Here is a 22,552-nt window from a genome sequence, read left to right as displayed (position 1 = left end):
GCGCGGCGGCCCCGTGGTCGGCGGCGTCCACGGCGGCCGGTGCCGGCGCGGGCGGGGCGGCGAGCGGACGCGGGGCCGTGACGGCCGGCTGGGCCGGGGCGGGGCTGGTCAGGATGTCCTGCGGGATGAGCATCAGTACGCCCGTGCCGCCCCGCGCCGACGGCCGGAACGACACCTTGAGCCCGTACTTGCGGGCCAGCCGGCCCACCACGGCGAGCCCGAGCCGGGTGCCGGTCAGCCCGCCCAGCTCCACGACGTCACCGGCGACCGCCTGTTCGGCGCGGCGCAGCTGCACGTCGCCCATCACCAGGCCGCTGTCCTCCACCGACACGATGACCCCGGCCGGCACCTCCTCCACGTAGACGTGCACCTCGGCCGTCGGCGGCGAGAAGTTCGCGGCGTTGTCCAGGAGCTCGGCGAGCGCGTGCATCACGCCCTCGGCGGCGTGCCCGGCGACGGCGGCCTCGCTGACCGAGTGCACCCGCACCCGCCGGTAGCCGGCGATCCGCCCCATCGCGCCGCGCAGGATCGACTCCATCCCGATCGGCCGCGCCCACCGGCGCCCCGAACGCGCCCCGGTCAGCACGGCGATGGAGTCCGCGAGCCGGCCCGCCTGGGCGGTGCGGTGATCGAGGTGGAGCAGGTCCGCCAGCACGTCCTCGTCGGTGTGCCGGTCCTCCATCCCCCGCAGGTCGGCGAGGGTCGCCGTGGCGAGCGCCTGCATCCGGGCGGCGGCGTTGGAGGTCGAGGCGATCGCGGCGGCCCGCTCCCGCCGGGCGCGCGCCGCCTCGTCCGACAGCAGGGCGTTCTCCTGCCGGAGCCGGTTCAGCTCCCGGGTGCCCTCCGCCACCAGACGTGCCTGCCCGGCCTCGAACGACTCCTCGAACTCGGCTCGCTGGCGGGTGAGTTCGTCGATGAGCCGCTGCTGCTCCCGGCGCGCGTCCTCGGTCGAACGGGCCTGCTGCTGGAGCAGCCGCCCGATCTCCTGGGTGGCACTCTCCAGCCTGCGCCGGGTGTCGCGTGCGCTCCGCCGGGCGTTCGCGGCCGTGGCCACCGCCACGCTGAGCACGACCGCCGCGGCGGCGCCGCCACCGGCGATCGGGGTGCGCGCCGAGCCCGGTGCCAGCGCCACGGCGGCGCAGACGGCGAGCGCCGACAGCACACCGGTCACGGCGAAGGCGGAGACGAACGTGCGCAGGGAAGGTCGGTCGCCGGGTTGCGTGGGCGCGGTCATCGATCCGGTCTGGTCCTCGTGCGGCTGATGAGACGTGACACTGGTGGTGAACTGGCGGTCACTATACGAGAGTTTGTGATCGAAAAAATATGGGTCCGGATGCGTTCCCGGAACTGAACGATCGTCCGCGCCGCGAAGCCTGTATCGGAGGACGGATCTATCGGGACGAAGGTTGCCTCTCCGCACCCGGATCCCACCGTGGGTCTTCCCACCTGTGAAGGATCTCGACGCTCGCGTTCCGGGCGGCTGGACTGTGACCGGCCGGGACGAAGGGAGTGACACGGGCGACGGGGAGGGCCGCACCGGAGGGGGCCGCGCGCCGCTCGCCCGGTTCAGCGGGCGCGCTGCGCGCCGAGTGGTACGCCGTCGTCGTCGACCCGGTGCGGCGGCTCGCGCGGTGCGGTGCGGGCGGCTGCTGCTCGCGCGCGTCGCCGCGGTGGGCGTCGTCCTCCTGTACGCCGTTGCCCGGCATCCGCTCGGCGCCGCATGGGTGCGGCGACCCGGCGGTGGTCGCCCCACGGTTCCGGTTCCGGTGCCCCCGGCACCCCTCGGTCCACCGCGATGGACCCCCTCCCGCCCCGCCCCCCGCTCCGGCGGCCCTCCCCGACCGGGTGAGTCGGCGCGGCCGTCCCGGCGCGGTCGGGACGGGGCGGCGCGTCCGTGTGGCGCCGCCCACCCCGTCGGTGTGATGGTTTTCGCACATCGACCCGCGCGGGCAGCCCCTAGGGTGTCCGCGAGTACGGCAGGGCGTGGCTGACACCAGGGTGTTCGTCGCCGGCAGGCAGCTGAAGGGAATCCAGGATGTTCCGCAAGGTGCTGGTCGCCAACCGAGGAGAGATCGCGATCCGCGCGTTCCGGGCGGGCTACGAACTCGGCGCGCGCACCGTCGCCGTGTTCCCGCACGAGGACCGCAACTCGCTGCACCGGCTGAAGGCCGACGAGGCGTACGAGATCGGGGAGCCCGGGCACCCGGTACGGGCCTACCTCTCCGTGTCCGAGATCGTGGCCGCCGCCCGCCGCGCGGGCGCCGACGCCGTGTACCCGGGGTACGGCTTCCTGTCCGAGAACCCCGAACTGGCCCGCGCCTGCGAGGAGGCGGGCATCACCTTCGTCGGCCCCGGCACCGCCACCCTGGAGCTGACCGGCAACAAGGCCCGCGCGGTCGCCGCCGCCCGCGCGGCCGGCGTGCCCGTCCTGGGCTCCTCCGCCCCCTCCACCGACGTGGAGGAACTGGTCCGGGCCGCCGACGGGATCGGCTTCCCCGTCTTCGTCAAGGCGGTGGCCGGCGGCGGCGGTCGCGGCATGCGCCGGGTGGAGGACCCGGCCCAGCTGCGCGAGTCCATCGAGGCCGCCTCCCGCGAGGCCGACGCCGCGTTCGGCGACCCGACCGTCTTCCTGGAGAAGGCCGTCGTCGAGCCCCGCCACATCGAGGTGCAGATCCTCGCCGACGGCGAGGGCAACGTGATCCACCTCTTCGAGCGCGACTGCTCGGTGCAGCGCCGCCACCAGAAGGTCATCGAGCTGGCCCCGGCGCCCAACCTGGACCCGGCCCTGCGCGACCGCATCTGCGCCGACGCCGTCCGCTTCGCCCGCGAGATCGGCTACCGCAACGCCGGCACCGTCGAGTTCCTGCTCGACCGCGACGGCAACCACGTCTTCATCGAGATGAACCCGCGCATCCAGGTCGAGCACACCGTGACCGAGGAGGTCACCGATGTCGACCTGGTCCAGGCCCAGCTCCGCATCGCCGCCGGCGAGACCCTCGCCGACCTCGGCCTCTCCCAGGACACGGTGACCCTGCGCGGCGCCGCCCTCCAGTGCCGCATCACCACCGAGGACCCCGCCAACGGCTTCCGCCCGGACACCGGCCGGATCAGCGCCTACCGCTCCCCGGGCGGCTCCGGCATCCGGCTCGACGGCGGCACCACCCACGCCGGTACGGAGATCAGCGCCCACTTCGACTCCATGCTGGTCAAGCTCACCTGCCGGGGCCGCGACTTCCGGGCCGCCATCGGCCGGGCCCGGCGCGCGGTCGCCGAGTTCCGCATCCGCGGCGTGGCCACCAACATCCCGTTCCTCCAGGCGGTCCTGGACGACCCCGACTTCCAGGCGGGCCGGGTCACCACCTCCTTCATCGAGCGGCGCCCGCACCTGCTCACCGCCCGGCACTCCGCCGACCGCGGCACCAAGCTGCTCACCTACCTCGCCGACGTCACCATCAACAAGCCGCACGGCGAACGGCCCGACCTGCTCGACCCGCTGACCAAGCTGCCGCCGCTGCCCGCCGGCGAGCCGCCCGCCGGTTCCCGCCGGCTCCTGGTGGACCTCGGCCCCGAGGGCTTCGCCCGGCACCTGCGCGAGTCCCCGACCATCGGCGTCACCGACACCACCTTCCGCGACGCCCACCAGTCCCTGCTCGCCACCCGGGTGCGCACCAAGGACCTCCTCGCCGTCGCCCCGGTCGTCGCCCACACCCTGCCGCAGCTGCTCTCCCTGGAGTGCTGGGGCGGCGCCACCTACGACGTCGCGCTGCGCTTCCTCGCCGAGGACCCGTGGGAGCGGCTGGCCGCCCTGCGCGAGGCGGTGCCGAACATCTGCCTCCAGATGCTGCTGCGCGGCCGCAACACCGTCGGCTACACGCCGTACCCGACCGAGGTCACCGACGCCTTCGTGCAGGAGGCCGCCGCCACCGGCATCGACATCTTCCGCATCTTCGACGCCCTCAACGACGTCGGCCAGATGCGCCCGGCCATCGACGCGGTCCGCGAGACCGGCACGGCGGTCGCCGAGGTCGCCCTCTGCTACACCGCCGACCTGAGCGACCCGGCGGAGCGGCTCTACACCCTCGACTACTACCTGCGCCTCGCCGAGCAGATCGTCGAGGCGGGCGCCCACGTCCTCGCAGTCAAGGACATGGCGGGCCTGCTGCGCGCCCCGGCCGCCGCCACGCTCGTCTCGGCGCTGCGCCGCGAGTTCGGCCTGCCGGTCCACCTGCACACCCACGACACCGCGGGCGGCCAGCTCGCCACCTACCTCGCCGCGATCCAGGCCGGGGCGGACGCGGTCGACGGCGCGGTGGCCTCCATGGCCGGTACGACCTCCCAGCCGTCGCTGTCCGCGATCGTCGCCGCCACCGACCACTCCCTGCGGCCCACCGGCCTGGACCTCCAGGCGGTCGGCGACCTGGAGCCGTACTGGGAGGGCGTCCGCAAGGTCTACGCCCCCTTCGAGGCGGGCCTCGCCTCTCCGACCGGCCGCGTCTACCACCACGAGATCCCCGGCGGCCAGCTGTCCAACCTGCGCACCCAGGCCGTCGCCCTGGGCCTCGGCGACCGCTTCGAGGACATCGAGGCGATGTACGCCGCCGCCGACCGCATCCTCGGCCGCCTGGTCAAGGTCACCCCGTCCTCCAAGGTGGTCGGCGATCTGGCGCTGCACCTGGTCGGCGCCGGTGTCTCCCCGGAGGACTTCGAGGCGACCCCCGGCAAGTTCGACATCCCCGACTCGGTGATCGGCTTCCTCCGCGGCGAGCTGGGCACCCCGCCCGGCGGCTGGCCGGAGCCGTTCCGCACCAAGGCCCTCCAGGGCAGGGCCGCGCCCAAGCCGGAGCCCGAGCTGTCCGCCGAGGACCGCGAGGGGCTGGCCAAGGACCGCCGGGCCACCCTCAACAGGCTGCTGTTCCCCGGTCCGGCCCGCGAGTTCGACACGCACCGGCAGAGCTTCGGCGACACCAGCGTGCTGGACAGCAAGGCGTTCTTCTACGGCCTGCGCCCGGGCAAGGAGTACGCCGTCGACCTGGACCCCGGCGTCCGCCTGCTGATCGAGCTCCAGGCGGTCGGCGAGGCCGACGAGCGCGGTATGCGCACCGTGATGTCCACGCTCAACGGCCAGCTGCGGCCCATCCAGGTCCGCGACCGGGCCGCCGCCACCGACGTCCCGGTGACGGAGAAGGCCGACCGGTCCGACCCCGGCCATGTCGCGGCGCCCTTCGCGGGTGTGGTGACCCTGACCGTCGCCGAGGGCGACGAGGTGGCGGCCGGCGCCACGGTCGCCACCATCGAGGCGATGAAGATGGAGGCCACGATCACCGCCCCGAAGGCGGGCCGGGTCTCCCGCCTGGCGATCAACCGCGTCCAGCAGGTGGAGGGCGGCGACCTGCTGGCGGAGCTGGCCTGACCCGGGCACGGGGCACGGGGCCGGGAGCCCTGGGTCCGGGCGCCGGGGAAGGCCGCCGGCCGGGTCCGGCCCGGCCGGCGGGCGGTCTCAGCCCCGGCCGATCAGGTGCCGGAGCCGGGCGAGGAGGAGGTTCGGGTCCCGGCGGGCGCGGTAGGAGGCGCTCGGCACGTACACGGTCCGGCCGCGGACGGCCACCGAGGTCGGCTCCGACAGGCCGTCCCGCCCGGTGAGCAGCGTCGTGGTGGTGCGGTCCGGGCGCACCAGCACCACCCTGCCGACCGTGTTCAGCGCGGCCACCACGCTCGTGCCGGGCCCGGGGAAGGCGAAGTCGTCGATGCCGTCGAGCCCGGTGGCCCGGGTCTCGACGGGACCGGCGGCGCCGTCCGGGGCGACGGGGATGCGCAGCAGGGTGCCCCGGTCGGTGTTGGACACCCACACGGCACCGCGGTGGACCTTGACGCCGTTGGCGCCGCAGTCGAGGGCCGGGGCGGGGAGCGGGGCGAGGGCCGGCCCCGTCGCCCAGGCCGTGGCCGTGCCGCCCGCCCGCGGGACGCGCCAGATCGTGCCGCGCACCGAGTCGGTGGCGTAGAGCACGCCCCGGCTCTCGTCCAGGGCCAGCCCGTTGGGCAGTCCGTCGGGCGGCAGCCGGGCGATGCGCACCGGTGCGCCGCCGCCGGGCGGGACGCGCCAGACGCCGGTCGCGCTGGTGCCGGTGGCGTAGTTGACGTACAGCGTGCCGTCGTGGGCGCGGGCGATTCCGGTGACGAGGGCGCTGTGCATGACGGGGGTGGCCGGGGCCGCCACTTCCGGCAGCCGCGCGCGGACCGTGCGGGTCCCGTCCGGGGTCACGTGCGTGACCGTACGGGCGTAGGCGAAGGTGAGGTCGGCGGAGCCGTCGGGTTCGAGCGCGATGTTCTCGGGCGTCTGCCCGGCGGCCGGGTCGAGGTGGGTGACGATGCGCGCTTCCGTGACGAGCGGCTCCTCGTCGCCGGCGGGCGCGGCGGCGACCAGGGCGAGTGCGAGCGCGGCGGTGGCGGCACCGGCCGGGCGGGGGCGTCGGGGCATGTGACCTCTTCTCGGCCGGCGCGCGGGGCGCCGGCGTGCGGGGTCACACCAACATGACGGGGGAGGGCGGGCGGATGGCGGTGGCCGGGCCGCGGGATCGCCCGCGCGGATGACCGTGCGGTGCCGCCCGGGGCGATCCGCCGGTGTGCGGCCGGTGTCCGGCCGCGCACCGCTCCGGGACGCCCGGCCGGTTCCCGGCCGTCAGCCCCAGAGCGGGTACGTCATGACCCGGTGGTAGCCCTCCGGACGGTCGTCCGCGTAGGTGAGGCTCATCCGGGTGTAGCGCTGTACGTAGGGGTGCTTCTTCCACGGCTCGGGGCCGTCGAGCCGGACGGTCACCGGGTAGGAGTGGAAGGCGCCGGCCGCGCAGTCCGGCTTGCAGTCGTTCACCATGTTCACGCCGACGGCGGTCGCCCCGCCCGGGGTCCACTCGGACCAGCGCAGCCCGGTGAGGAGGCTGTTGCCGTCGCCGCAGGCCAGGAGGAAGTCGTCGGGCCGGACGGTGCGCTGCCACCGGCAGTCGACCAGGACGGGCTGGGACCCATGGCCGTGCCGCGGTGCCGTGGCGGCCGGCGGCACGGCCGAGGCCGTGGTCATGGCGGCTGTCAGGAGGGCCCCTGCCGCGAGGGTGACCGTCGTTCCCACCAGTGATCCGCGCATGGCCGCTCCCGCCCGTCGTGCCGTTCCGACCGCGTGCACCCGACGCTACGACCGTCCCGGCGTTCGCACCAGTCGCGCAGGTCGGGGAGCGTGTCAGCCGTGGGAGACGGTCAGCCCGTAGAAGGCCACGCGGGCGCCGTTGGTGGTGCTGTCGGAGGAGGACTGGTTGTAGGAGCCGGCCTTGAAGTACTGCTTGTACGGCTTGAAGGACGACGGGATGGCGTAGTGGGTGGTGGAGCCGTTCACGGTCAGGTCGACGGTGTTCCCGCCGGAGACGGCGATGGTGTAGCTCCAGGTCTTGCCGAGGGACACGTGCCCGACGGTGTGCGGGGTCTGGCCGCCGGACGGGGAGTTCTCGGTGCCGAGGACGATGTCCCCGTCGGCGTGGTAGTACAGCTCCACCAGCGGCTTGGTGGAGGAACCGCCGGAGCCCAGGTGGATCTGGCCGACGCACACGTTCTTGGTCACGGACACCACGCGCAGGGTCGCGCTCAGCCGGTGGCTGCCGCTCAGCGCCCAGTCGGCGGCGGAGCCGTCGCGGTTCATCTCGCGCAGTTCGGAGCGGGCGTACTGGGAGTTCGGCGTGGTGACACCCTTCTCGGGCGCCCAGAAGGTCATCGCGCCGTCACGGGTGTCGGTGTAGAAGTACGCGTCCTGGTAGCCGCTCGCGCCCTGGAGCCGGGACGACGGGATGGTGGTGGGCTTGCCGGGGGAGCCGACCGGCTCCTGGAGCTGCCAGACGGACAGGTCGAAGTTGCCGCCGGGCGCGGTGTGCGGGTCGGCCGCGTCCGCGCCGCCGGTGCCGAGGACGGTGAGGGCGAGGGTGAGGCCCGTGGCCGCCGTCGCGGCCAGGAGCTGTGATCGGGTCATGTGGGGGTCCCTTCATCGGACCAGGATGCGTTCAGCATGATGAACGCCGAACGCATCCTTGGTCGTCCGGTGACCCGGGAAGTTAAAGGCTTGAACCGAACACGTCAAGAGATTCAGCAGGCGCCCTCGTCCTGCCACGGCCCCCACTGCGAGGCGCCCGGTGCCTCGTTCTGGGTCCACCACTTGGCCTTCCAGTTGTGCTTGTCGTACGAGACCTCGGTGCCGGCCGGGTACGCCGCCGCGGCACTCCAGGCCGTCTTGCAGGCGGTCGGGGTCGGGGTCGGCGTGGGCGTCGGGGTGGGGGTGGTGGTGGGCGGGGTCACCCCGGCGAACTTCACCGAGTACTTGGCGAAGTCCCACGCGTTCTGGGCCACGCTGGAGCAGGTGCCGGAGGTGCGGCCCCCGTTGTCGGCCGGGGTGCACTGCCGGTCGCGGTTCAGCGACCAGAACGTGAACCGGTCCATGTTGTGGCTCGTGGCGTAGTCGAGCACGGTCTGGAAGTCGGCCTGGGCGAAGTACTCGCCGGTGTCGCTGCGGCCGTTCATGCCGGAGAAGCCCTCGTGGGCGTAGGCGGTCGCCTGGTCCCAGCCGAAGGTGGACCGGAGGATCGAGTTGAAGTTGGTCAGCGCGCCGGTCTGGCTCGCCGCCCCGTTGAAGCCGCCGTCGAACGGCATGATGGAGAAGTTGTTCGGGGTGAACCCCTGCGACTTGGCCTCCAGCAGCATCTGCTTGCCGAACCAGCCGGTGCCGTCCGCCGTGCCGGCCGTGGTCACGGAGACGTACAGACCGGGGTTGTTCTGCTGGAGGATCTTCGCGGCGCCGATCTCGTTCCGGATGGCCGCGGTGTTCTCGTACTCCGGCTCCTCCAGGTCGAAGTCGATGGCGCGCAGCCCGTACTTGGTGATGACCTGCTGGTAGGCCGCCGCCGTGGACGCCGGGTCCGCGCACGCCTGGCCGAGCTTGGTGCCGCCGTAGCCGCCGATGGAGACGGAGACGTCACCGCCCTTGGCCCGGATGGTGTCGATCATCGACCGTACGGCGGTGTCGGCGGAGACCGGTGCCGTGCCGTCCCAAGTGGGCGTGCAGCCCCCACCGTTGGGGGCGAGGACGAAGGCCAGCTGGAACGCCTTCAGGCCGGTGGCGTCCATGATGGCGGCGGCGTCCGGCGGGTCGTTGTCCAGGGGCATCAGATAGGGGGCGGCGGCGTACCAGCGGTTGCCGAGCGCGGTGGTGGCGCCCGAGGCGTTGCCCGCGACCAGCGCGGTGGTGCCGGCGGCGGCGAGGGCGACGGCCGCGGCCGCGCCCAGACATGCCCGAAGACGTCTCATGCGTGCCTCCAGAGGGTGGGGATCCCCAAGCGGGGAGCCCCACCCTCCGGGAGCTGTTGCGGTCACGTCAATGAGTTGGACTAGACCAAAGCGCTCTTTGGACTAGACCATACGAGTTCTTTACCTCCCGGTGTCCAGGCGCACGGTGAACCCGCGGTCGAGCGGCAGGCTCGGTGTCCCGACGGTGGTGACCCGCGTGCGGGCGTCGTACGACCAGGCGCTCCGCGGCAGTTGGCGCCCGCCGAGCAGGACCCGCGCGGGAGCCGTGCCGCCGTGCACGGTGAACCGGTACGTCCGCGCGTCCACCTTGCCCGCGTACCCGCCCCTGCTCGCGCCCACCGTCACGGTCGTGCCCCGGGCGTCGGTCCGCACCGCCGCCCGCTGCGTGGCCGCGGCGCCCCGCGCGAAGGCCCGGGTCACCCCGTCGTCCTCGTACAGCGTGTAGCGGCTGGTGCCGTGCGCGGCCGGGTACAGGTCCCAGTCCAGCTCGTGCCGGTCCCGGGTCTGCCAACTCGTCGTGCCCTTGGGCCACATGGGCACGATCGCGCCCTCGCGCACGAACAGCGGCAGGGTGTCCAGCGGGGCGTGGTAGCCGTCGACGGTGGTCGGACCCCGGTAGGTGCGGCCGGTCCAGTAGTCGGTCCAGGTGCCCTTCGGCAGATAGATGCCGTCGCGGGTGTCGGAGTCCTCGTAGACCGGCGCCACCAGGAAGTCGGGGCCGGACAGGAACTCGTACGTGGCCCGCGCCCCGAGCGTGTCCGGGTCGTCCGGGTACTCCAGCCACAGCGGACGCACCGCGCCCACACCGGTCTTCGCCGCCTGGGCGGACAGGGTGTACATGTACGGCAGCAGCCGCTCCTTCAGCTGGAGGTACTTGCGGTTGACGGAGGTGTACGGCTCGCCGTCCCGCCACGGCTGCTGGTCGGCGGGCTTGCCCGTGGTGAGGTCGGTGGCCCAGCCGTCCATCGTCATGACGGCCGGCAGGAACGCCTTCCACTGGAGGTCGCGGGCGTACATCGCGGCGTCGTGGCGGTAGATGCTGCCCACGTCACCGGTGTTGTACGCGATGCCGGACATGGTCGCCCCGGCGTACGTCGGGATCTGCCAGCGGATGTAATCCCAGGACAGTTTCTGGTCGCCGCTCCACAGCACCCCGCAGCGCTGGGCGCCCGCCCAGGAGGCGGGCAGCCATACGAAGCCGCGGGCGTCGCTGTTGTCCTCGATGCCCTTCTTCGCCGCGTCGCACGCGTCCAGCGCGAACTTGTAGCCGTTGCCGACCCAGGCCACGTCCAGCTTGGCCACCCGCTGGCCCGCCCTGACCTGGTCGGCGAGCTTGTCGATGCCGTCCTGGGTCCACAGGCCGAGCTGCGCGTGGTGGTCCCGCAGGCCCTCGGCGGTCCGCTCCAGGTTCTCGTACCCGCAGCCGTAGCCGTCGTTGACCAGCATCCAGCCGAGCGGCATCCGGTTGCGCGTGTACCCGTCGGCGACCTCCAGCGCGTCCAGGGTGTGCCGCTCGCCCCGGTTGGCGTTGTGCAAATAGCAGTCGGAGTCGCCGGGTTCCAGGCCGTACACCGGCGGCATGAACGGCCTGCCGACCAGCCGCGTGTACCGGCCGATCACCTGCTTGGCGTCCCCGAGGAAGTAGTAGGCGTCGAACCGCCGTTCCTGCTGGCCGGTGGTGACCGGCGAGCCGAAGGTGTACACGCCCGGCGCGAAGGTGTTCCGGAAGACGCCGTAGCCGGCGCTGGAGAGGTAGAACGGCTGGGAGTTGTTGTGGCCGCCCTCGTTCCAGTCGAAGCTGTTGGCGACGTACACCGTGCGGTTTCGGTGCGAGAAGCCGCCGTTCTGCTCGCCGCCGCCGAAGAACTGCTCGTCCGCGCCGCGCGCGAGGCTCTGCCGCATCCCGCCGGTCGACCAGCGCAGCGGCTTGTCCTCCTGCCAGATCCGGGTGCGGTCGTCCGGTTCGTACAGCCCGAACCGCAGCGGCTTCTTGTACACGCGCAGCACGGCCTCGGGGGAGCGGATGCCGTAGTACTCGCCCGTGTCGAAGGAGGAGGTGTGCCGCTGGAGGGCCTGCCGCTCGCGCACGATGGCGGTACCGGCCGGATCGCCGAGCACACCCGACGGGTCCGCCTGGAGGCGCAGCCGGCCGTCCGTCAGGAAATCGGCCCGGGCCGTGAGCGGGCCCGCCCCGATCGTGTACCTGCCGTCGCCGCCCGAGAAGGACGTGAGGTCACCGGCGTCCGTGGTCGCGGGCAGGTACGCGGTGCCGGTGAAGGAGCCGCCGCGCACGTCGTACGGCACCACGACCACGTGGTACGTCCCCGACGCCCGGGGGATCACGGTGGCCTCGGGGTCGGCGGTGCCCGCGCTGGACGCCACCTGCTTGCCGTGGTCGTCGTAGACGTACAGGTCGAAGTCGTCGGAGGGGCGCTCCCAGCGGACCGACAGCGGGACGCCGCCCTCGGGGTTGTCGTCCCAGTAGCCGTCCGGCACCGAGACGGTCAGGTCGAAGCGGTCGCAGACCCCCTCGTCGGGGTCGTCGGCCGGAGCGGGGCACTTCTCGGGGCCGCCGCCGGTGCCCCGGGCGTAGACCGGGCTCTGCCAGCCGACGCTGCCGTGGGCGGCGTCCAGTACGGCGCCGGAGGCGGTGGCGGCGGCCTCGGCGGGCGCCGGGCCGGTCAGCGCGGTCGCGGCCAGGGCGATCACCAGCCCGGGCGGAACCCAGGCCCTCCACGGCCCACGATGTCGGAGTCTTCGCATGGCGGAACAGCTCCCCTCGCACCTCTGCGGAATGACTGTCCTGACTGGGAATGCTCGGACACGCTTGAAATGGGCGTCATTCGAGCAACTTCACGCACGAAAGGGTCGAGGGTGGCGCAGGTTCATGTCAATACCGTGGGCCGGGTGCGGGCCGATCGGCCGGCCAGGGGTCACGATCTGCTGCATTGGCGGTACGGGTGTCACCGGGTCGGGGGACCGGGGCGCCCGTGGCCGAGCGGCACCTCCCCGCCGGGTGTGACGATCACACAAAGGTGACTCGGCGATTCCCGGCCGTCACCCCCGCTGGTAGGAGGACCGCACCATGAACCCCACGCTCGCCCGCCTGCTCGGCGCCACCGTGGCGGTGGCCACGGCCGCCACGGCCCTGATCGGCGCCGGCGCCGGCACCGCCGCCGCCTCCGACAGCGCGCACTGCGACCGAGCCGAACGGCCCATATGGAGCGAGGGGCCCAGCCGCAACGTCACCGGCCATGGGTGCGACCTGCCGGACCACGGACGCCGCTGGTACACCGTCGAGATCGACACCCTCGTACAGCCCCACCAGAAGGACGACTACCTGGACGGCGGGGTGGACCGGACCGGCACCCTGCACGACCGGACGCTCAGGTGCCTCGGCTACACCTCGCACAAGGGCACGGTGGACTGGTTCGGCTGCCTGCCCCGCACCCGCGCCGAGCGGTGAACCGGCGGGCCGGCGACGCCGGCCCGCCGCGCGGCCGGCCGCCGCCCGTCACGCCGTCGGACTGGCGATCCGCAGGGCCGCCGCCGGGGACGGGACCGTCGCCATCGGCGACGGCGTCGTGATCTCGGCGGCGCCCGCGGCGTCCGCCCACCAGTCGGCACCGTCCTCGGCGTAGCGCAGCAGCACGCCCTCGCGGATCCCCCAGGGGCAGACGACGGCCCGGGACAGGCCCATCAGCTTCAGCGCCGTGTGCCCGACGACCGCACCGGCCAGGCTCTGCGCGGCGCGCGGCGCGGAGATCCCGGGCAACTGAGCCCGTTCGGCGGCGGTCAGCACGGAGAGCGCGCGCACCGCCCGGCCCAGGTCCCGGCCGGCCAGCTCCCGCTCCGCGAACGGGCCGAACCGTCCCGGCGCGGCCCCGCACAACCGGGCCAGCTGCTGGAACGTACGGGAGGTGGCGGCGGCGGTACGCGGGCGCTCCCAGCGGATCCGCGCGGCCACGTCCCGCAGTTCATGACGGATCCGGCGGCGCAGCTCCTTCAGCTCGCCCGGCCCGGGCGGATCCCGCACGTCCAGGTACTCGCGGGTCAGCCGGCCCGCGCCGAGCGGTAAGGACACGGCGAAGTCGGGCAGCCGGCCCCGCCCGAAGGCCACCTCCAGCGAACCGCCGCCGATGTCGAGCAGCGCCAGCGGGCCCGCCTTCCAGCCCAGCCAGCGACGGGCCGCCAGAAAGGTCAGCTCGGCCTCCGTCTCACCGGGCAGGGTGCACATGCGGATGCCGGTCCCGGCCGCCACCCGGTGCAGCACCTCATGGCGGTTCGGGGCGCCGCGCACCACCGCGGTGGCGAAGGCCAGCGGGCCGGGCGCGTGCCACCTGCGGGCCGTGGCGCCCGCCGCGCCCACCGCCGCGACCAGCCGCTCCACCGCCTCGTCGGCGATGGTGCCGTCCGGGCCCACCTGCTCGGACAGGCGAAGCTTCCACTTCACCGTGTGCACCGGCAGCGGAACACCGCCCTCCACGTCCGCGATCACCAGCCGCACCGTGTTCGACCCCGCATCCACCACGCTCACCCGCATGGCCGGGGACCTACCCACTTCACCGGTGATCATCCTGCGCACGAGGGGGCGTGCCGGTGCACGGCCGTCCCGGCCCGCGCCTCGGGGCCGGAGCGCGCGCCAGGCGCTCGATCCGGGACGACGGCGCGCACGTCCCGCACCGCACACCTCGCGCGGCCCCGGCCCGTAAGCGGGGCCGAAGTGCCGTCCCACCGGCCCCCGTTCACTCCCCGGGCCGCCGCCCCGACCGGCCGTGTCCGGATTCCGGCCCCGCGGGCGTCCCCGCGGCCCCCGCTGCCCTTTGACGGTCCCGACCACCGCCGACACGCGGGGACGGCGGACGACCGGAGCGGGTGCGCATGAGGGTACTGGTGATCGGCGGGGGCATCGCGGGAACCGCGACCGCCCTGGGTCTGCACAAGGCCGGCTTCGACGTCACCGTGTTCGAGGCGCACCCCGACACCGCGGAGGACCTCGGAGCCTTCCTGACCCTGGCGGGCAACGGCATGCGCGCGCTGGCCGAACTGGGCGCCACGGACGCCGTCACGGCCGTCGGTTTTCCGCTGACTTCGCTGCGGCTGCTCGACGGCCGGGGCGCCGAGGTGGCGCACGCACCGCTCGGCGAGGCGGACGACCCCGCCCTGCGCTACCGCTGTCTGCGCCGCGGCGAACTGAACGCGGCCCTCCAGGGCGAGGCGGTCCGGCGCGGCATCCCGCTGCGCCACGGCGCCCGGCTGGTGTCCCTGACGGACGGCCCGGACGGCGTCACGGCCCGCTTCGCCGACGGCGGCACGGCCACCGGCGACCTGCTCGTCGGCGCCGACGGAGTGAACTCGGCCGTACGCCGGCTGCTCTGGCCCGAGGTGCGGCCCGGGTACGCCGGGCAGCGGGTCTACTACGGCTACACCGGCACGGTGCCCGGCCCCGGCCCTCAGGGCGCCATCACCATGGTGCGGGGCGGCGCGACCGCCTTCGGGTACGCGGTGTCCCCGGCGGGGGAGACGTACTGGTTCGCCCGCGCCGGAGGCGACCCGCTGCCCCCCGGGGCGCCCGCCGGGCCGCCCGCCGTGCTCCGCGAGCGGCTGCTGGCGCTGCTGCGCGAGGACGCCACGCCCGCCGCCGGTCTGGTCGAGGCGTCCGGCGCGGTCCTGGTCACCAACGCCACGGAACTGCCGCTCGGCGCCCCCTGGTACACCGGACGCGTGCTGCTCGTCGGCGATGCGGCCCACGCGGCCTCCCCGGCGACCGGACAGGGCGCCTCGATGGCTCTGGAGGACGCCGTCGTCCTGGCCAAGGCGCTGCGGGACCTGCCGGACCCCGGGGCCGCGTTCGCCGGGTACGAACGGCACCGCCGGACGCGGGTCGAGCACAACATCACCGTCAGCGGCGGCCTCTCCCGGGCCGCGCCGGCACCGGCCGGCCCGGCCCCCGTCGTCGCCCGCCCGGCCGAGCCGGACGAGCCGCTGCTGCGCCAACTCGCCTGGGACGTGAAGCTGCCGGCCGAACCGCACTGAATCGCGGGGAACCCGCCGGCCCGGATGCGCCGAACCGCACTGAACCGAGGGGAACCCGCCGGGCCGGATGCGTGAACGTGGTCGGCCGGGCCGCGGACCGCGCGCGAAAGTGCAAGAGGCGGGGCACGGGAGTCCATTGCCGGGGCGGCGCGCGGGCCGGATCGTTCCGGGGCACCCGGCCCTTCGTCAACCAGGAGCACCCGTGCGACTGTTGAGCAGAGCGGGCGGCGCCGTCACCGCGGCCGTCGCCCTCGTCCTGGGCGGCGGCACCGCTTCCCCCGCACAGCCCGCCCACCCCGCCGCCGCCCGCTACACCGTCACCGTGGGGACCCCGGTGCCGTTCACCCACCCCACGGACACCCCCGCCACCCCGTACATCGACCGGGACGGCACCTTCCACTACCAGCAGTCCGCCGCTCTCTACGGCGCCGACGACCCACGGGTCTGGGACTTCTACACCGGCGAGGACTTCGACACCGCCGCCTACGACCGGACCCTCAGCGAGGCCGTCGACCCGGTCAACCCCGCCGACCGCAACGACGACACCACCTGGCGCTGCGACAACAGCCCCACCGGCCGGGAGGCGACGTACGCGCCGGCCGGCTCCGGCTACGCGCGGCGGAACTACTGCGACCTGTCCGGGGTGTGGATCGACCCCGACACCGGTGACTGGTACGGCCTGGTGCACAACGAGTTCACCCCGCGGCCCTTCGGCGACGGGCTGCACTTCGACGCCGTCGACTACGCCGTCTCCACCGACCGCGGCCGCACCTGGACCGTGAAGGACCACGTGCTCACCTCGCCGTACAGCACGAAGCGCGGGGACACCACGGCCTTCCCGCACCAGACGTACCACTACGGCGACGGCGACCAGCGCCTGTTCGCCGACTACGCCTCCGGCTACTTCTACGTCTTCTACGGCTCGCGGATCGTCGACAAGAACGGCGGCTGGAAGGCGTTCCACGAGCACGTGGCCCGCGCCCCGATCGCCGCGAAGATGGCCCCCGGCTCCTGGCGCAAGTGGTACGACGGCGCATGGTCCCAGCCCGGCACCGGCGGCAAGGAGAGCAACATCGTGCCCGTCGACGCCGGACACCCCACCGGGTACACCCCCGCCTCCGCCGAGTACGACCCGGCCCGCACCGGCACCGCCGCCGAGCAGATCGCGGCCGGCCGGATGCCCCCGACCTCCCCGCTGTTCGTGATGAACATCGCCTACGACGCCTACCTCGGCCGGTACATCGGCACACCGCAGGCCGTCGACCAGAGCGGCCACGCACCGCAGTACCTCTACGCCACCGACGACCTGGCCACCCAGAAGTGGGAACTCGTCGGCGACACCGGTGACTACACCACCGCCTCCTGGTACCGCTGGTTCCTGGACGGCGCGAGCCGCACCGGCTCCGCCGTCGTCGGGAAGACGTTCCGCGCCTACTGCTCCTTCGGCTGCTCGCGCGGCTCCTCCGGGGAGTACGCCGACCTCACCGTCGCCTCCTCGGCGCCGGCCGCCCCGCCCGTGGACACCGGCCGCGGGTACCGCATCACCGGCGGCACCGGCCGGGCGCTCGCCCAGGTGTCCGGCGGCTCCGCCGTCACCTCGGTCCCGGAGCCCGCCGGCTCCGCCCGCGCGCAGTGGTCCTTCACCCCGACCGGCGACGGCGCCTTCACCCTCACCAACGCGGCCACCGGCCGTCTGCTGGGCGTGGACTCCACGGGCAAGGCCGGCCGCGCCTGGGGCGCCCGGCCCACGGCCACCGCGGCCCGGACCGGCCAAGGGGCCGTCGGACAGCAGTGGTTCGTGCTCCCCGCCACCCCGGCCGCGGGCACCTACCGCCTGGTCAACCGCTACAGCGGCCTCGCGCTCGGGCTCTCCGCCGCCGCCGGGCGGCCGGCCGAGACCACCGCGCCGCGCACCTGGACGGCCACCGGCGGCGGCGTGGGCGGCGGACGCGCCCCGGCCGAACAGACCCTGTCCTTCACTCCGACCCGGCCCTAGTCCGCGCACCGGGCCCGCACCCCCTCCGGTGCGGGCCCGGTCCGCCCCGCCGTCCCGCGCTCGTGCGGACCCGATGGAAGGACATGGTGTCCGACGTCTTGTCGTCGGCTTGATTCATCACTTAAATCAAAACATGAACTAAGTCGTGGGGTCGCGTCCCGCGTCCCCGCCCCTTCCTCCGGAGCCGCCGAATGAGACTGAGACCGCTGGGTGTCGCGCTGGCCGCGACGGCCGCGCTGATCGCCCTGCCCGCCACCCACCCCTCGGCCAACGCCGCCGAGACCCCGTTGTCCCAGGGGAGGACGGCCACCGCGTCGTCCGAGGAGAACGCCGGCGCCACCGCCGCCAAGGCCACCGCCGACCAGGCCGCCGGCGGCACCCAGGCCGGCTGCGGCACCGCCAACGCCGCCCAGGGCCGGCCCGCCACCGCCTCCTCCACCGAGAACGCCGGCACGCCCGCCTCCGCCGCCTTCGACGGCAACACCGCGACCCGCTGGTCGAGCCAGGCCGCCGACCCGCAGTGGCTCCAGGTGGACCTCGGCTCGGTGCAGGACCTGTGCAAGGTCGACCTGAGCTGGGAGGCCGCCTACGGCAAGGACTTCCAGATCCGGGCCTCCTCGGACGGCCAGAGCTGGAGCACCCTGAAGAGCGTCACCGGGGCGACAGGCGGCACCGCGTCGTACGACGTCAGCGGCTTTGGCCGGTACGTCCGGATCCACGGCACCGCCCGCGGCACCGGCTACGGCTACTCCCTGTGGGAGGTCGCCGTGCACACCGGCGGCACCGGCGTCCCGCCGGTCCAGGGCGGCGGCGACCTGGGGCCCGACGTCATCGTCGTCGACCCCTCCACCCCCAACCTCCAGCAGAAGTTCGACGACGTCTTCAAGCAGCAGGAATCCGCCCAGTTCGGCACCGGCCGCCACCAGTTCCTGCTCAAGCCCGGCACCTACAACGGCATCAACGCCCAACTCGGCTTCTACACCTCGATCTCCGGCCTCGGTCTCAACCCCGACGACACCCGGATCAACGGTGACGTCACCGTGGACGCGGGCTGGTTCAACGGCAACGCCACCCAGAACTTCTGGCGTTCGGCGGAGAACCTCGCCATCAATCCGTCCAACGGCACCGACCGCTGGGCCGTCGCCCAGGCAGCGCCGTTCCGCCGCATCCACGTCCAGGGCGGCCTCAACCTCGCCCCGAACGGCTACGGCTGGGCCTCCGGCGGCTACATCGCCGACTCGAAGATCGACGGTACGGTCGGCCCGTACTCCCAGCAGCAGTGGTACACCCGGGACAGCTCGGTCGGAGGCTGGACCAACGGGGTCTGGAACATGACGTTCTCCGGCGTCCAGGGCGCCCCCGCGACCAACTTCGACAGCGGCCCGTACACCACCCTGGACACCACCCCCGTCTCCCGTGAGAAGCCGTTCCTCTACCTGGACGGCTCGGCCTACAAGGTGTTCGTGCCGGCCAAGCGCACCAACGCCCGGGGCGTGAGCTGGCCGGCCAACGCGGGCACCTCCATCCCGCTGGACCAGTTCTACGTCGTCAAGCCCGGCGCCACGGCCGCCACCATCAACGCGGCCCTCGCCCAGGGCCTCAACCTCCTGTTCACGCCCGGCGTCTACCACCTCGACCGGACCATCGACGTCACCCGCGCGAACACCGTCGTCCTCGGCCTCGGCCTCGCCACCCTGGTCCCGGACAACGGCGTCGACGCGATGCACGTCGCCGATGTCGACGGAGTCAGGCTCGCCGGCTTCCTCATCGACGCCGGCCCCGTCAACTCCGACACACTGCTGCGGATCGGCACGCCCGGCGCCCACATCGACCACTCCGCCAACCCGACCACGATGCAGGACGTGTTCATCCGCATCGGCGGCGCCGGTCCCGGCCTCGCCACCGACTCCGTGGTGGTCGACAGCGACGACGTCGTCATCGACCACACCTGGATCTGGCGTGCCGACCACGGCAGCGGCGTCGGCTGGGACACCAACCGCGCCGACTACGGTCTCCGGGTCAACGGCGACGACGTGCTCGCCACGGGCCTGTTCGTCGAACACTTCAACAAGTACGACGTGTACTGGAGCGGAGAGCGCGGCCGGACGATCTTCTTCCAGAACGAGAAGGCCTACGACGCCCCGAACGCCGCCGCCATCACCCACGACGGCATCACCGGCTACGCGGCCTACAAGGTCGCCGACTCCGTGACCACCCACGAGGCGTGGGGCCTCGGCAGCTACTGCAACTACACGGCCGACCCCTCCATCGTCCAGGCGCACGGCTTCCAGGTGCCGGTGGGCCCGGGAATCAAGCTGCACGACCTGCAAGTGATCTCGCTCGGCGGCAAGGGCCAGTACGCGCACGTCGTCAACAGCACCGGCGCGCCCACCTCGGGCACCGGCACGGTCCCGTCGAAGGTGACGACCTTCCCGTGACCGGTCAGCCGCCGGACAGCGTCTCGTGCGGGGCCCGGCGGTAGGTGTCGCGGTACAGGGAGGCGAAGCGGCCCGGATGGTGGAAACCCCAGCGGGCCGCGATCTCCGTGACCGTGCTCCCGCCGTCCGGGTCGGCGGCCACCAGCTCCTGGTGGGCGTGCGCGAGCCGCACCCGGCGCAGCTGGCCCAGGGGAGTGGTGTCCAGGTGGCGCCGGAAGGCGTACTGGAGCGCGCGCACCGTCACATGGGCGGCACCGGCGATGTCGCCGACCGTGACGGGCTGGTCCGCGTGGTCGTCTATGTAGGCGAGAGCACGGCGCAGCACCGCCGGGTGGACGGTGTCCCGGTCCGCCCCGGCGGGCTCGTCCAGGGCCGTGTTCGGGAACGCGGCCAGGACGCTCGCCGCCAGGTGCTGGGCGGCGGTGGCCGCGACCAGCGGCTGGTCGGCGACCGCGGGATCGACGAGCACCGTGTCGCGCAGGTGGCCGATCGTGCGGATCAGCTGGCGCGCCGCCGCCGCGGAACGCGGCCGGTGCCCGGTCAGCCGCACCGGCCGCGAGCCGTCCGGGCCCGTCGCCACCTGGGCGAGCAGCGCCGGATCCAGCATGGTGATGTTGTACCGGGCGTTGCGGATCCGCCCCGAGTACGGCAGGTCCGGCGGGGCGAACAGCACCACGTCACCGGGGCCGAAGGAGTCCTCGACGCCCTGGAAGGCGTGGTCCCGCACGGTGCCCTCGTGCACGACGCACAGACAGAACCGGCCCAGCGGCGTCACCGAGTAGTCCATCTCGAAGTCCAGCGCGAGTTCGTCGACGCTCACCGAGGGGATCGCGGCGCGGTGCACCCGGGCCCGGTTCGAACCGCCGGGTGTACCGCTGGCGATACGCATCCTGGCGTAGGCCCGGCTGAGGAAGTCCTCCGTGACGTCCAGGTCGTCGCTGTCGAAGGTGAGCGATTCCATGAGGTCCCTCCTGCCCCGTGTGAACTCCTTCATGTCCGGCGTGACCAGCGGTGTTTCGTTTTCCGGACAGTGTGGCGGCAAGCTCTTCGCCGCGCGGCTTTCGCCGGGGGCACCAGCCGCGCAAGGTGAGCGCATGATCGGACGTGACGAGCAGACGGACCAGCTGAGAGCGCTACAGGAGGAAGTCGGGCAGCTGCGTCAGGCCCTCGTCTCGCACGCCCTGATCGACCAGGCGATCGGTGTCGTGATGACCGTGTCCGGGCTGCGCCCGGAGCAGGGCTGGGACGCCCTGAGACACATGTCGCAGCACACGAACATCAAGCTCCGCGAGGTGGCGCGGTGCCTGGTGGAGTGGCCGGCCCGCGGCCGGCTGCCCGAGGTGATCCGCCGGTCGCTGCCCGCCGCCGTGGACCACGCGCGCGCCACCGCGGACGCCCCGCGCAACGGCCGCGAGCCGCACTGCGACCACCCGGCCTGAACACCGCCCCCGCCCCGGTCGGCCGGCCGCCCGGTCCCGGTCCGCGATCCGCCGTCACGACCCGGCCCGGCGCAGGTCGTCCCAGGCCCGGTCGCGCAGGGGCGGGTCCCGCAGGACGTCGGCCGCCGTGCAGGCCAGCGCCTCCACCACGGCCAGGAGGACGTCCCGGGCTCGGTCCGACGCCGCGGCGCGGGCGAACTCCGGGGTATGGTCGGAGCCCTCGGCGCCCATGATCGCGACGAAGGGGTGGATGGCGGGCACCCGGCCGCTGACGTTGCCGATGTCGGAGGAGCCCAGGTAGACGCCGGGAGCGGGCGGGGTCAGGGAGATCCCGGCACGGTCCAGGTGCCCGGCGAACCGTTCGGACAGCACCGCGCTGTCCCGGAAGTGCTCGTACCGCACGCTCGCCCGGTCCAGCGTCACGGTCGTACCGGTCGCCAGCGCCACGCCCTCGGCGGCCGTGCGCAGTTGTGCCGCCAGCTCGTCCAGCGCGGCGGTGGTGAGCGCACGCAGCCCGAACCGGCCCTCGGCGTACTCCGGGACGATGTTCGTGGCCGTGCCGCCACGGGTGACGATGCCCTGGACGTGGGAGCCCTCCGGCAGCCGCCGGCCGAGCGCCGACACCACGTTGAACAGCTCGATCAGCGCGGCGAGCGCGTCGATGCCCTCCGTCGGGTCGCCCGTCGGATGCGCGGCCCGCCCGTGGAAGGCGACCTGGTACTGCTCCTGCGCGGTCAGCGGCGCCCGCGCCCAGTCGTACACCCCCGGGTGGAACATCAGCGCGGCGTCCACCCCGTCGAAGAGCCCGGCATCCGCCTCCAGGGCCTTGCCGCCCCCGCCTTCCTCGGCCGGCGTGCCCACCGCGAGGACCGTGCCCGGCACGCCGTCCCGCACGGCGTCCACGACCAGGGCCGCCCCCAGCCCGGCCGCCGCGATCAGATTGTGCCCGCAGGCATGGCCCAGCCCCGGCAGGGCGTCGTACTCCAGCGGGAACGCCACCACCGGCCGGCCCTCGCCCGAGCGCGCGGTGAACGCGGTCGGCAGTCCCGCCACCTCGCGCCGCACCGCGAAGCCGGCGCCCTCCAGCTCGCCCGTGAGCAGCGCCGCCGCCCGGTGCTCGGCGAACGCGGTCTCCGGGTCCGCGTGCAGCTGTGACGCCACGGCCCACAGCGCGTCGGCGCGCCGCGCGACCTCCTCCTTGATCCGGCGGTACAGCGACACGAGACCTCCCGTGGTCCGGCGGGGCGTGCTCCCCGGCCCGGGTTCCACCCGAGCGGCCGCCGACACCGGTCCCGCGGTGTTTGACGCGC

General features: G+C 73.8%; 14 protein-coding genes and 1 pseudogene. 6 read left to right on the top strand and 9 right to left on the bottom strand.

Translation table 11 applies throughout. The features are described 5' to 3' along the window. Positions 1 to 1,234, bottom strand: a 1,234-nt coding sequence (locus IF37_RS0109915; protein ID WP_030739439.1) for an ATP-binding protein, incomplete at its 3' end; no start/stop codon positions are given. An 801-nt stretch (positions 1,235 to 2,035) separates the two neighbouring features. Here IF37_RS0109915 and IF37_RS0109910 point away from each other — a divergent pair. Beyond that, a complete protein-coding gene (locus tag IF37_RS0109910; RefSeq protein ID WP_030739437.1) occupies positions 2,036 to 5,410 on the top strand; it encodes a pyruvate carboxylase in 3,375 nt (1,124 codons plus the stop codon). 87 nt (positions 5,411 to 5,497) lie between these two features. Here the strand turns inward: IF37_RS0109910 and IF37_RS0109905 are convergent, their stop codons facing one another. From IF37_RS0109905 to IF37_RS0109885, 5 genes and pseudogenes are all read right to left on the bottom strand, one after another. Beyond that, positions 5,498 to 6,475, bottom strand: coding sequence for a hypothetical protein (locus IF37_RS0109905; RefSeq protein WP_030739436.1), 978 nt, complete (start codon positions 6,473 to 6,475; stop codon positions 5,498 to 5,500). Between the two features lie 201 nt (positions 6,476 to 6,676). Next, the gene (locus IF37_RS0109900; protein WP_030739433.1) at positions 6,677 to 7,135 is read right to left on the bottom strand and encodes a hypothetical protein; all 459 of its coding nucleotides are present in this window, start codon (positions 7,133 to 7,135) and stop codon (positions 6,677 to 6,679) included. A gap of 93 nt (positions 7,136 to 7,228) precedes the next feature. Further along, positions 7,229 to 8,005, bottom strand: coding sequence for a polysaccharide lyase family 7 protein (locus tag IF37_RS0109895; RefSeq protein ID WP_030739431.1), 777 nt, complete (start codon positions 8,003 to 8,005; stop codon positions 7,229 to 7,231). Positions 8,006 to 8,118: 113 nt separating this feature from the next. Further along, on the bottom strand, positions 8,119 to 9,333 hold the full coding sequence (locus IF37_RS0109890; protein ID WP_030739428.1) for a chitinase: 1,215 nt from the start codon (positions 9,331 to 9,333) through the stop codon (positions 8,119 to 8,121). A 222-nt stretch (positions 9,334 to 9,555) separates the two neighbouring features. Next, positions 9,556 to 11,508, bottom strand: a pseudogene (locus IF37_RS0109885) (TIM-barrel domain-containing protein); the annotation flags it as partial. A gap of 910 nt (positions 11,509 to 12,418) precedes the next feature. On the opposite strand from IF37_RS0109885, the gene IF37_RS0109880 reads away from it, so the two are divergent. Further along, on the top strand, positions 12,419 to 12,799 hold the full coding sequence (locus tag IF37_RS0109880) for a hypothetical protein (RefSeq protein ID WP_030739422.1): 381 nt from the start codon (positions 12,419 to 12,421) through the stop codon (positions 12,797 to 12,799). A gap of 48 nt (positions 12,800 to 12,847) precedes the next feature. Here IF37_RS0109880 and IF37_RS0109875 read toward each other — a convergent pair whose 3' ends face one another. Beyond that, entirely contained in the window at positions 12,848 to 13,876 is a 1,029-nt protein-coding gene (locus IF37_RS0109875) for a hypothetical protein (RefSeq protein ID WP_030739419.1), read from the bottom strand. A gap of 338 nt (positions 13,877 to 14,214) precedes the next feature. Here IF37_RS0109875 and IF37_RS0109870 point away from each other — a divergent pair, with 338 nt between their 5' ends. The 3 genes from IF37_RS0109870 (at position 14,215) to IF37_RS0109860 (ending at position 19,803) form a co-directional block, all read left to right on the top strand. Then, on the top strand, positions 14,215 to 15,369 hold the full coding sequence (locus IF37_RS0109870) for an NAD(P)/FAD-dependent oxidoreductase (RefSeq protein WP_030739417.1): 1,155 nt from the start codon (positions 14,215 to 14,217) through the stop codon (positions 15,367 to 15,369). A 202-nt stretch (positions 15,370 to 15,571) separates the two neighbouring features. Next, positions 15,572 to 17,365 carry an RICIN domain-containing protein gene (locus IF37_RS0109865; protein WP_253915715.1) on the top strand — a complete coding sequence of 598 codons (1,794 nt, stop codon included), beginning with the start codon at positions 15,572 to 15,574 and terminating at the stop codon, positions 17,363 to 17,365. Positions 17,366 to 17,556: 191 nt separating this feature from the next. Continuing rightward, positions 17,557 to 19,803 carry a discoidin domain-containing protein gene (locus tag IF37_RS0109860; protein ID WP_030739412.1) on the top strand — a complete coding sequence of 749 codons (2,247 nt, stop codon included), beginning with the start codon at positions 17,557 to 17,559 and terminating at the stop codon, positions 19,801 to 19,803. A gap of 4 nt (positions 19,804 to 19,807) precedes the next feature. Here IF37_RS0109860 and IF37_RS0109855 read toward each other — a convergent pair whose 3' ends face one another. After that, a complete protein-coding gene (locus IF37_RS0109855) occupies positions 19,808 to 20,764 on the bottom strand; it encodes a helix-turn-helix transcriptional regulator (RefSeq protein WP_030739409.1) in 957 nt (318 codons plus the stop codon). Positions 20,765 to 20,897: 133 nt separating this feature from the next. Here IF37_RS0109855 and IF37_RS0109850 point away from each other — a divergent pair, with 133 nt between their 5' ends. Continuing rightward, positions 20,898 to 21,242: an ANTAR domain-containing protein gene (locus IF37_RS0109850; RefSeq protein ID WP_052845068.1), complete on the top strand. Its 345-nt coding sequence runs from the start codon at positions 20,898 to 20,900 to the stop codon at positions 21,240 to 21,242. Positions 21,243 to 21,296: 54 nt separating this feature from the next. On the opposite strand, the gene IF37_RS0109845 is transcribed toward IF37_RS0109850, so the two are convergent. Next, complete coding sequence (locus IF37_RS0109845; protein ID WP_030739403.1) at positions 21,297 to 22,463, bottom strand: amidohydrolase; 1,167 nt, start codon at positions 22,461 to 22,463, stop codon at positions 21,297 to 21,299. Between the last annotated feature and the right edge of the window lie 89 nt (positions 22,464 to 22,552).

It is taken from the genome of Streptomyces sp. NRRL S-31 (assembly GCF_000718775.1).
Taxonomy (GTDB): Bacteria; Actinomycetota; Actinomycetes; order Streptomycetales; family Streptomycetaceae; genus Streptomyces.
This window is presented reverse-complemented; position numbering and strand designations above follow the sequence as displayed.

What these genes read in the sequence shown, in the direction of transcription:
- IF37_RS0109910 (WP_030739437.1), top strand. Translation starts at nt 2,036, where the DNA reads ATGTTCCGCAAGGTGCTGGTCGCCAACCGAGGAGAGATCGCGATCCGC.
- IF37_RS0109905 (WP_030739436.1), bottom strand. Translation starts at nt 6,475, where the DNA reads ATGCCCCGACGCCCCCGCCCGGCCGGTGCCGCCACCGCCGCGCTCGCA.
- IF37_RS0109900 (WP_030739433.1), bottom strand. Translation starts at nt 7,135, where the DNA reads ATGCGCGGATCACTGGTGGGAACGACGGTCACCCTCGCGGCAGGGGCC.
- IF37_RS0109895 (WP_030739431.1), bottom strand. Translation starts at nt 8,005, where the DNA reads ATGACCCGATCACAGCTCCTGGCCGCGACGGCGGCCACGGGCCTCACC.
- IF37_RS0109890 (WP_030739428.1), bottom strand. Translation starts at nt 9,333, where the DNA reads ATGAGACGTCTTCGGGCATGTCTGGGCGCGGCCGCGGCCGTCGCCCTC.
- IF37_RS0109880 (WP_030739422.1), top strand. Translation starts at nt 12,419, where the DNA reads ATGAACCCCACGCTCGCCCGCCTGCTCGGCGCCACCGTGGCGGTGGCC.
- IF37_RS0109875 (WP_030739419.1), bottom strand. Translation starts at nt 13,876, where the DNA reads ATGCGGGTGAGCGTGGTGGATGCGGGGTCGAACACGGTGCGGCTGGTG.
- IF37_RS0109870 (WP_030739417.1), top strand. Translation starts at nt 14,215, where the DNA reads ATGAGGGTACTGGTGATCGGCGGGGGCATCGCGGGAACCGCGACCGCC.
- IF37_RS0109860 (WP_030739412.1), top strand. Translation starts at nt 17,557, where the DNA reads ATGAGACTGAGACCGCTGGGTGTCGCGCTGGCCGCGACGGCCGCGCTG.
- IF37_RS0109855 (WP_030739409.1), bottom strand. Translation starts at nt 20,764, where the DNA reads ATGGAATCGCTCACCTTCGACAGCGACGACCTGGACGTCACGGAGGAC.
- IF37_RS0109850 (WP_052845068.1), top strand. Translation starts at nt 20,898, where the DNA reads ATGATCGGACGTGACGAGCAGACGGACCAGCTGAGAGCGCTACAGGAG.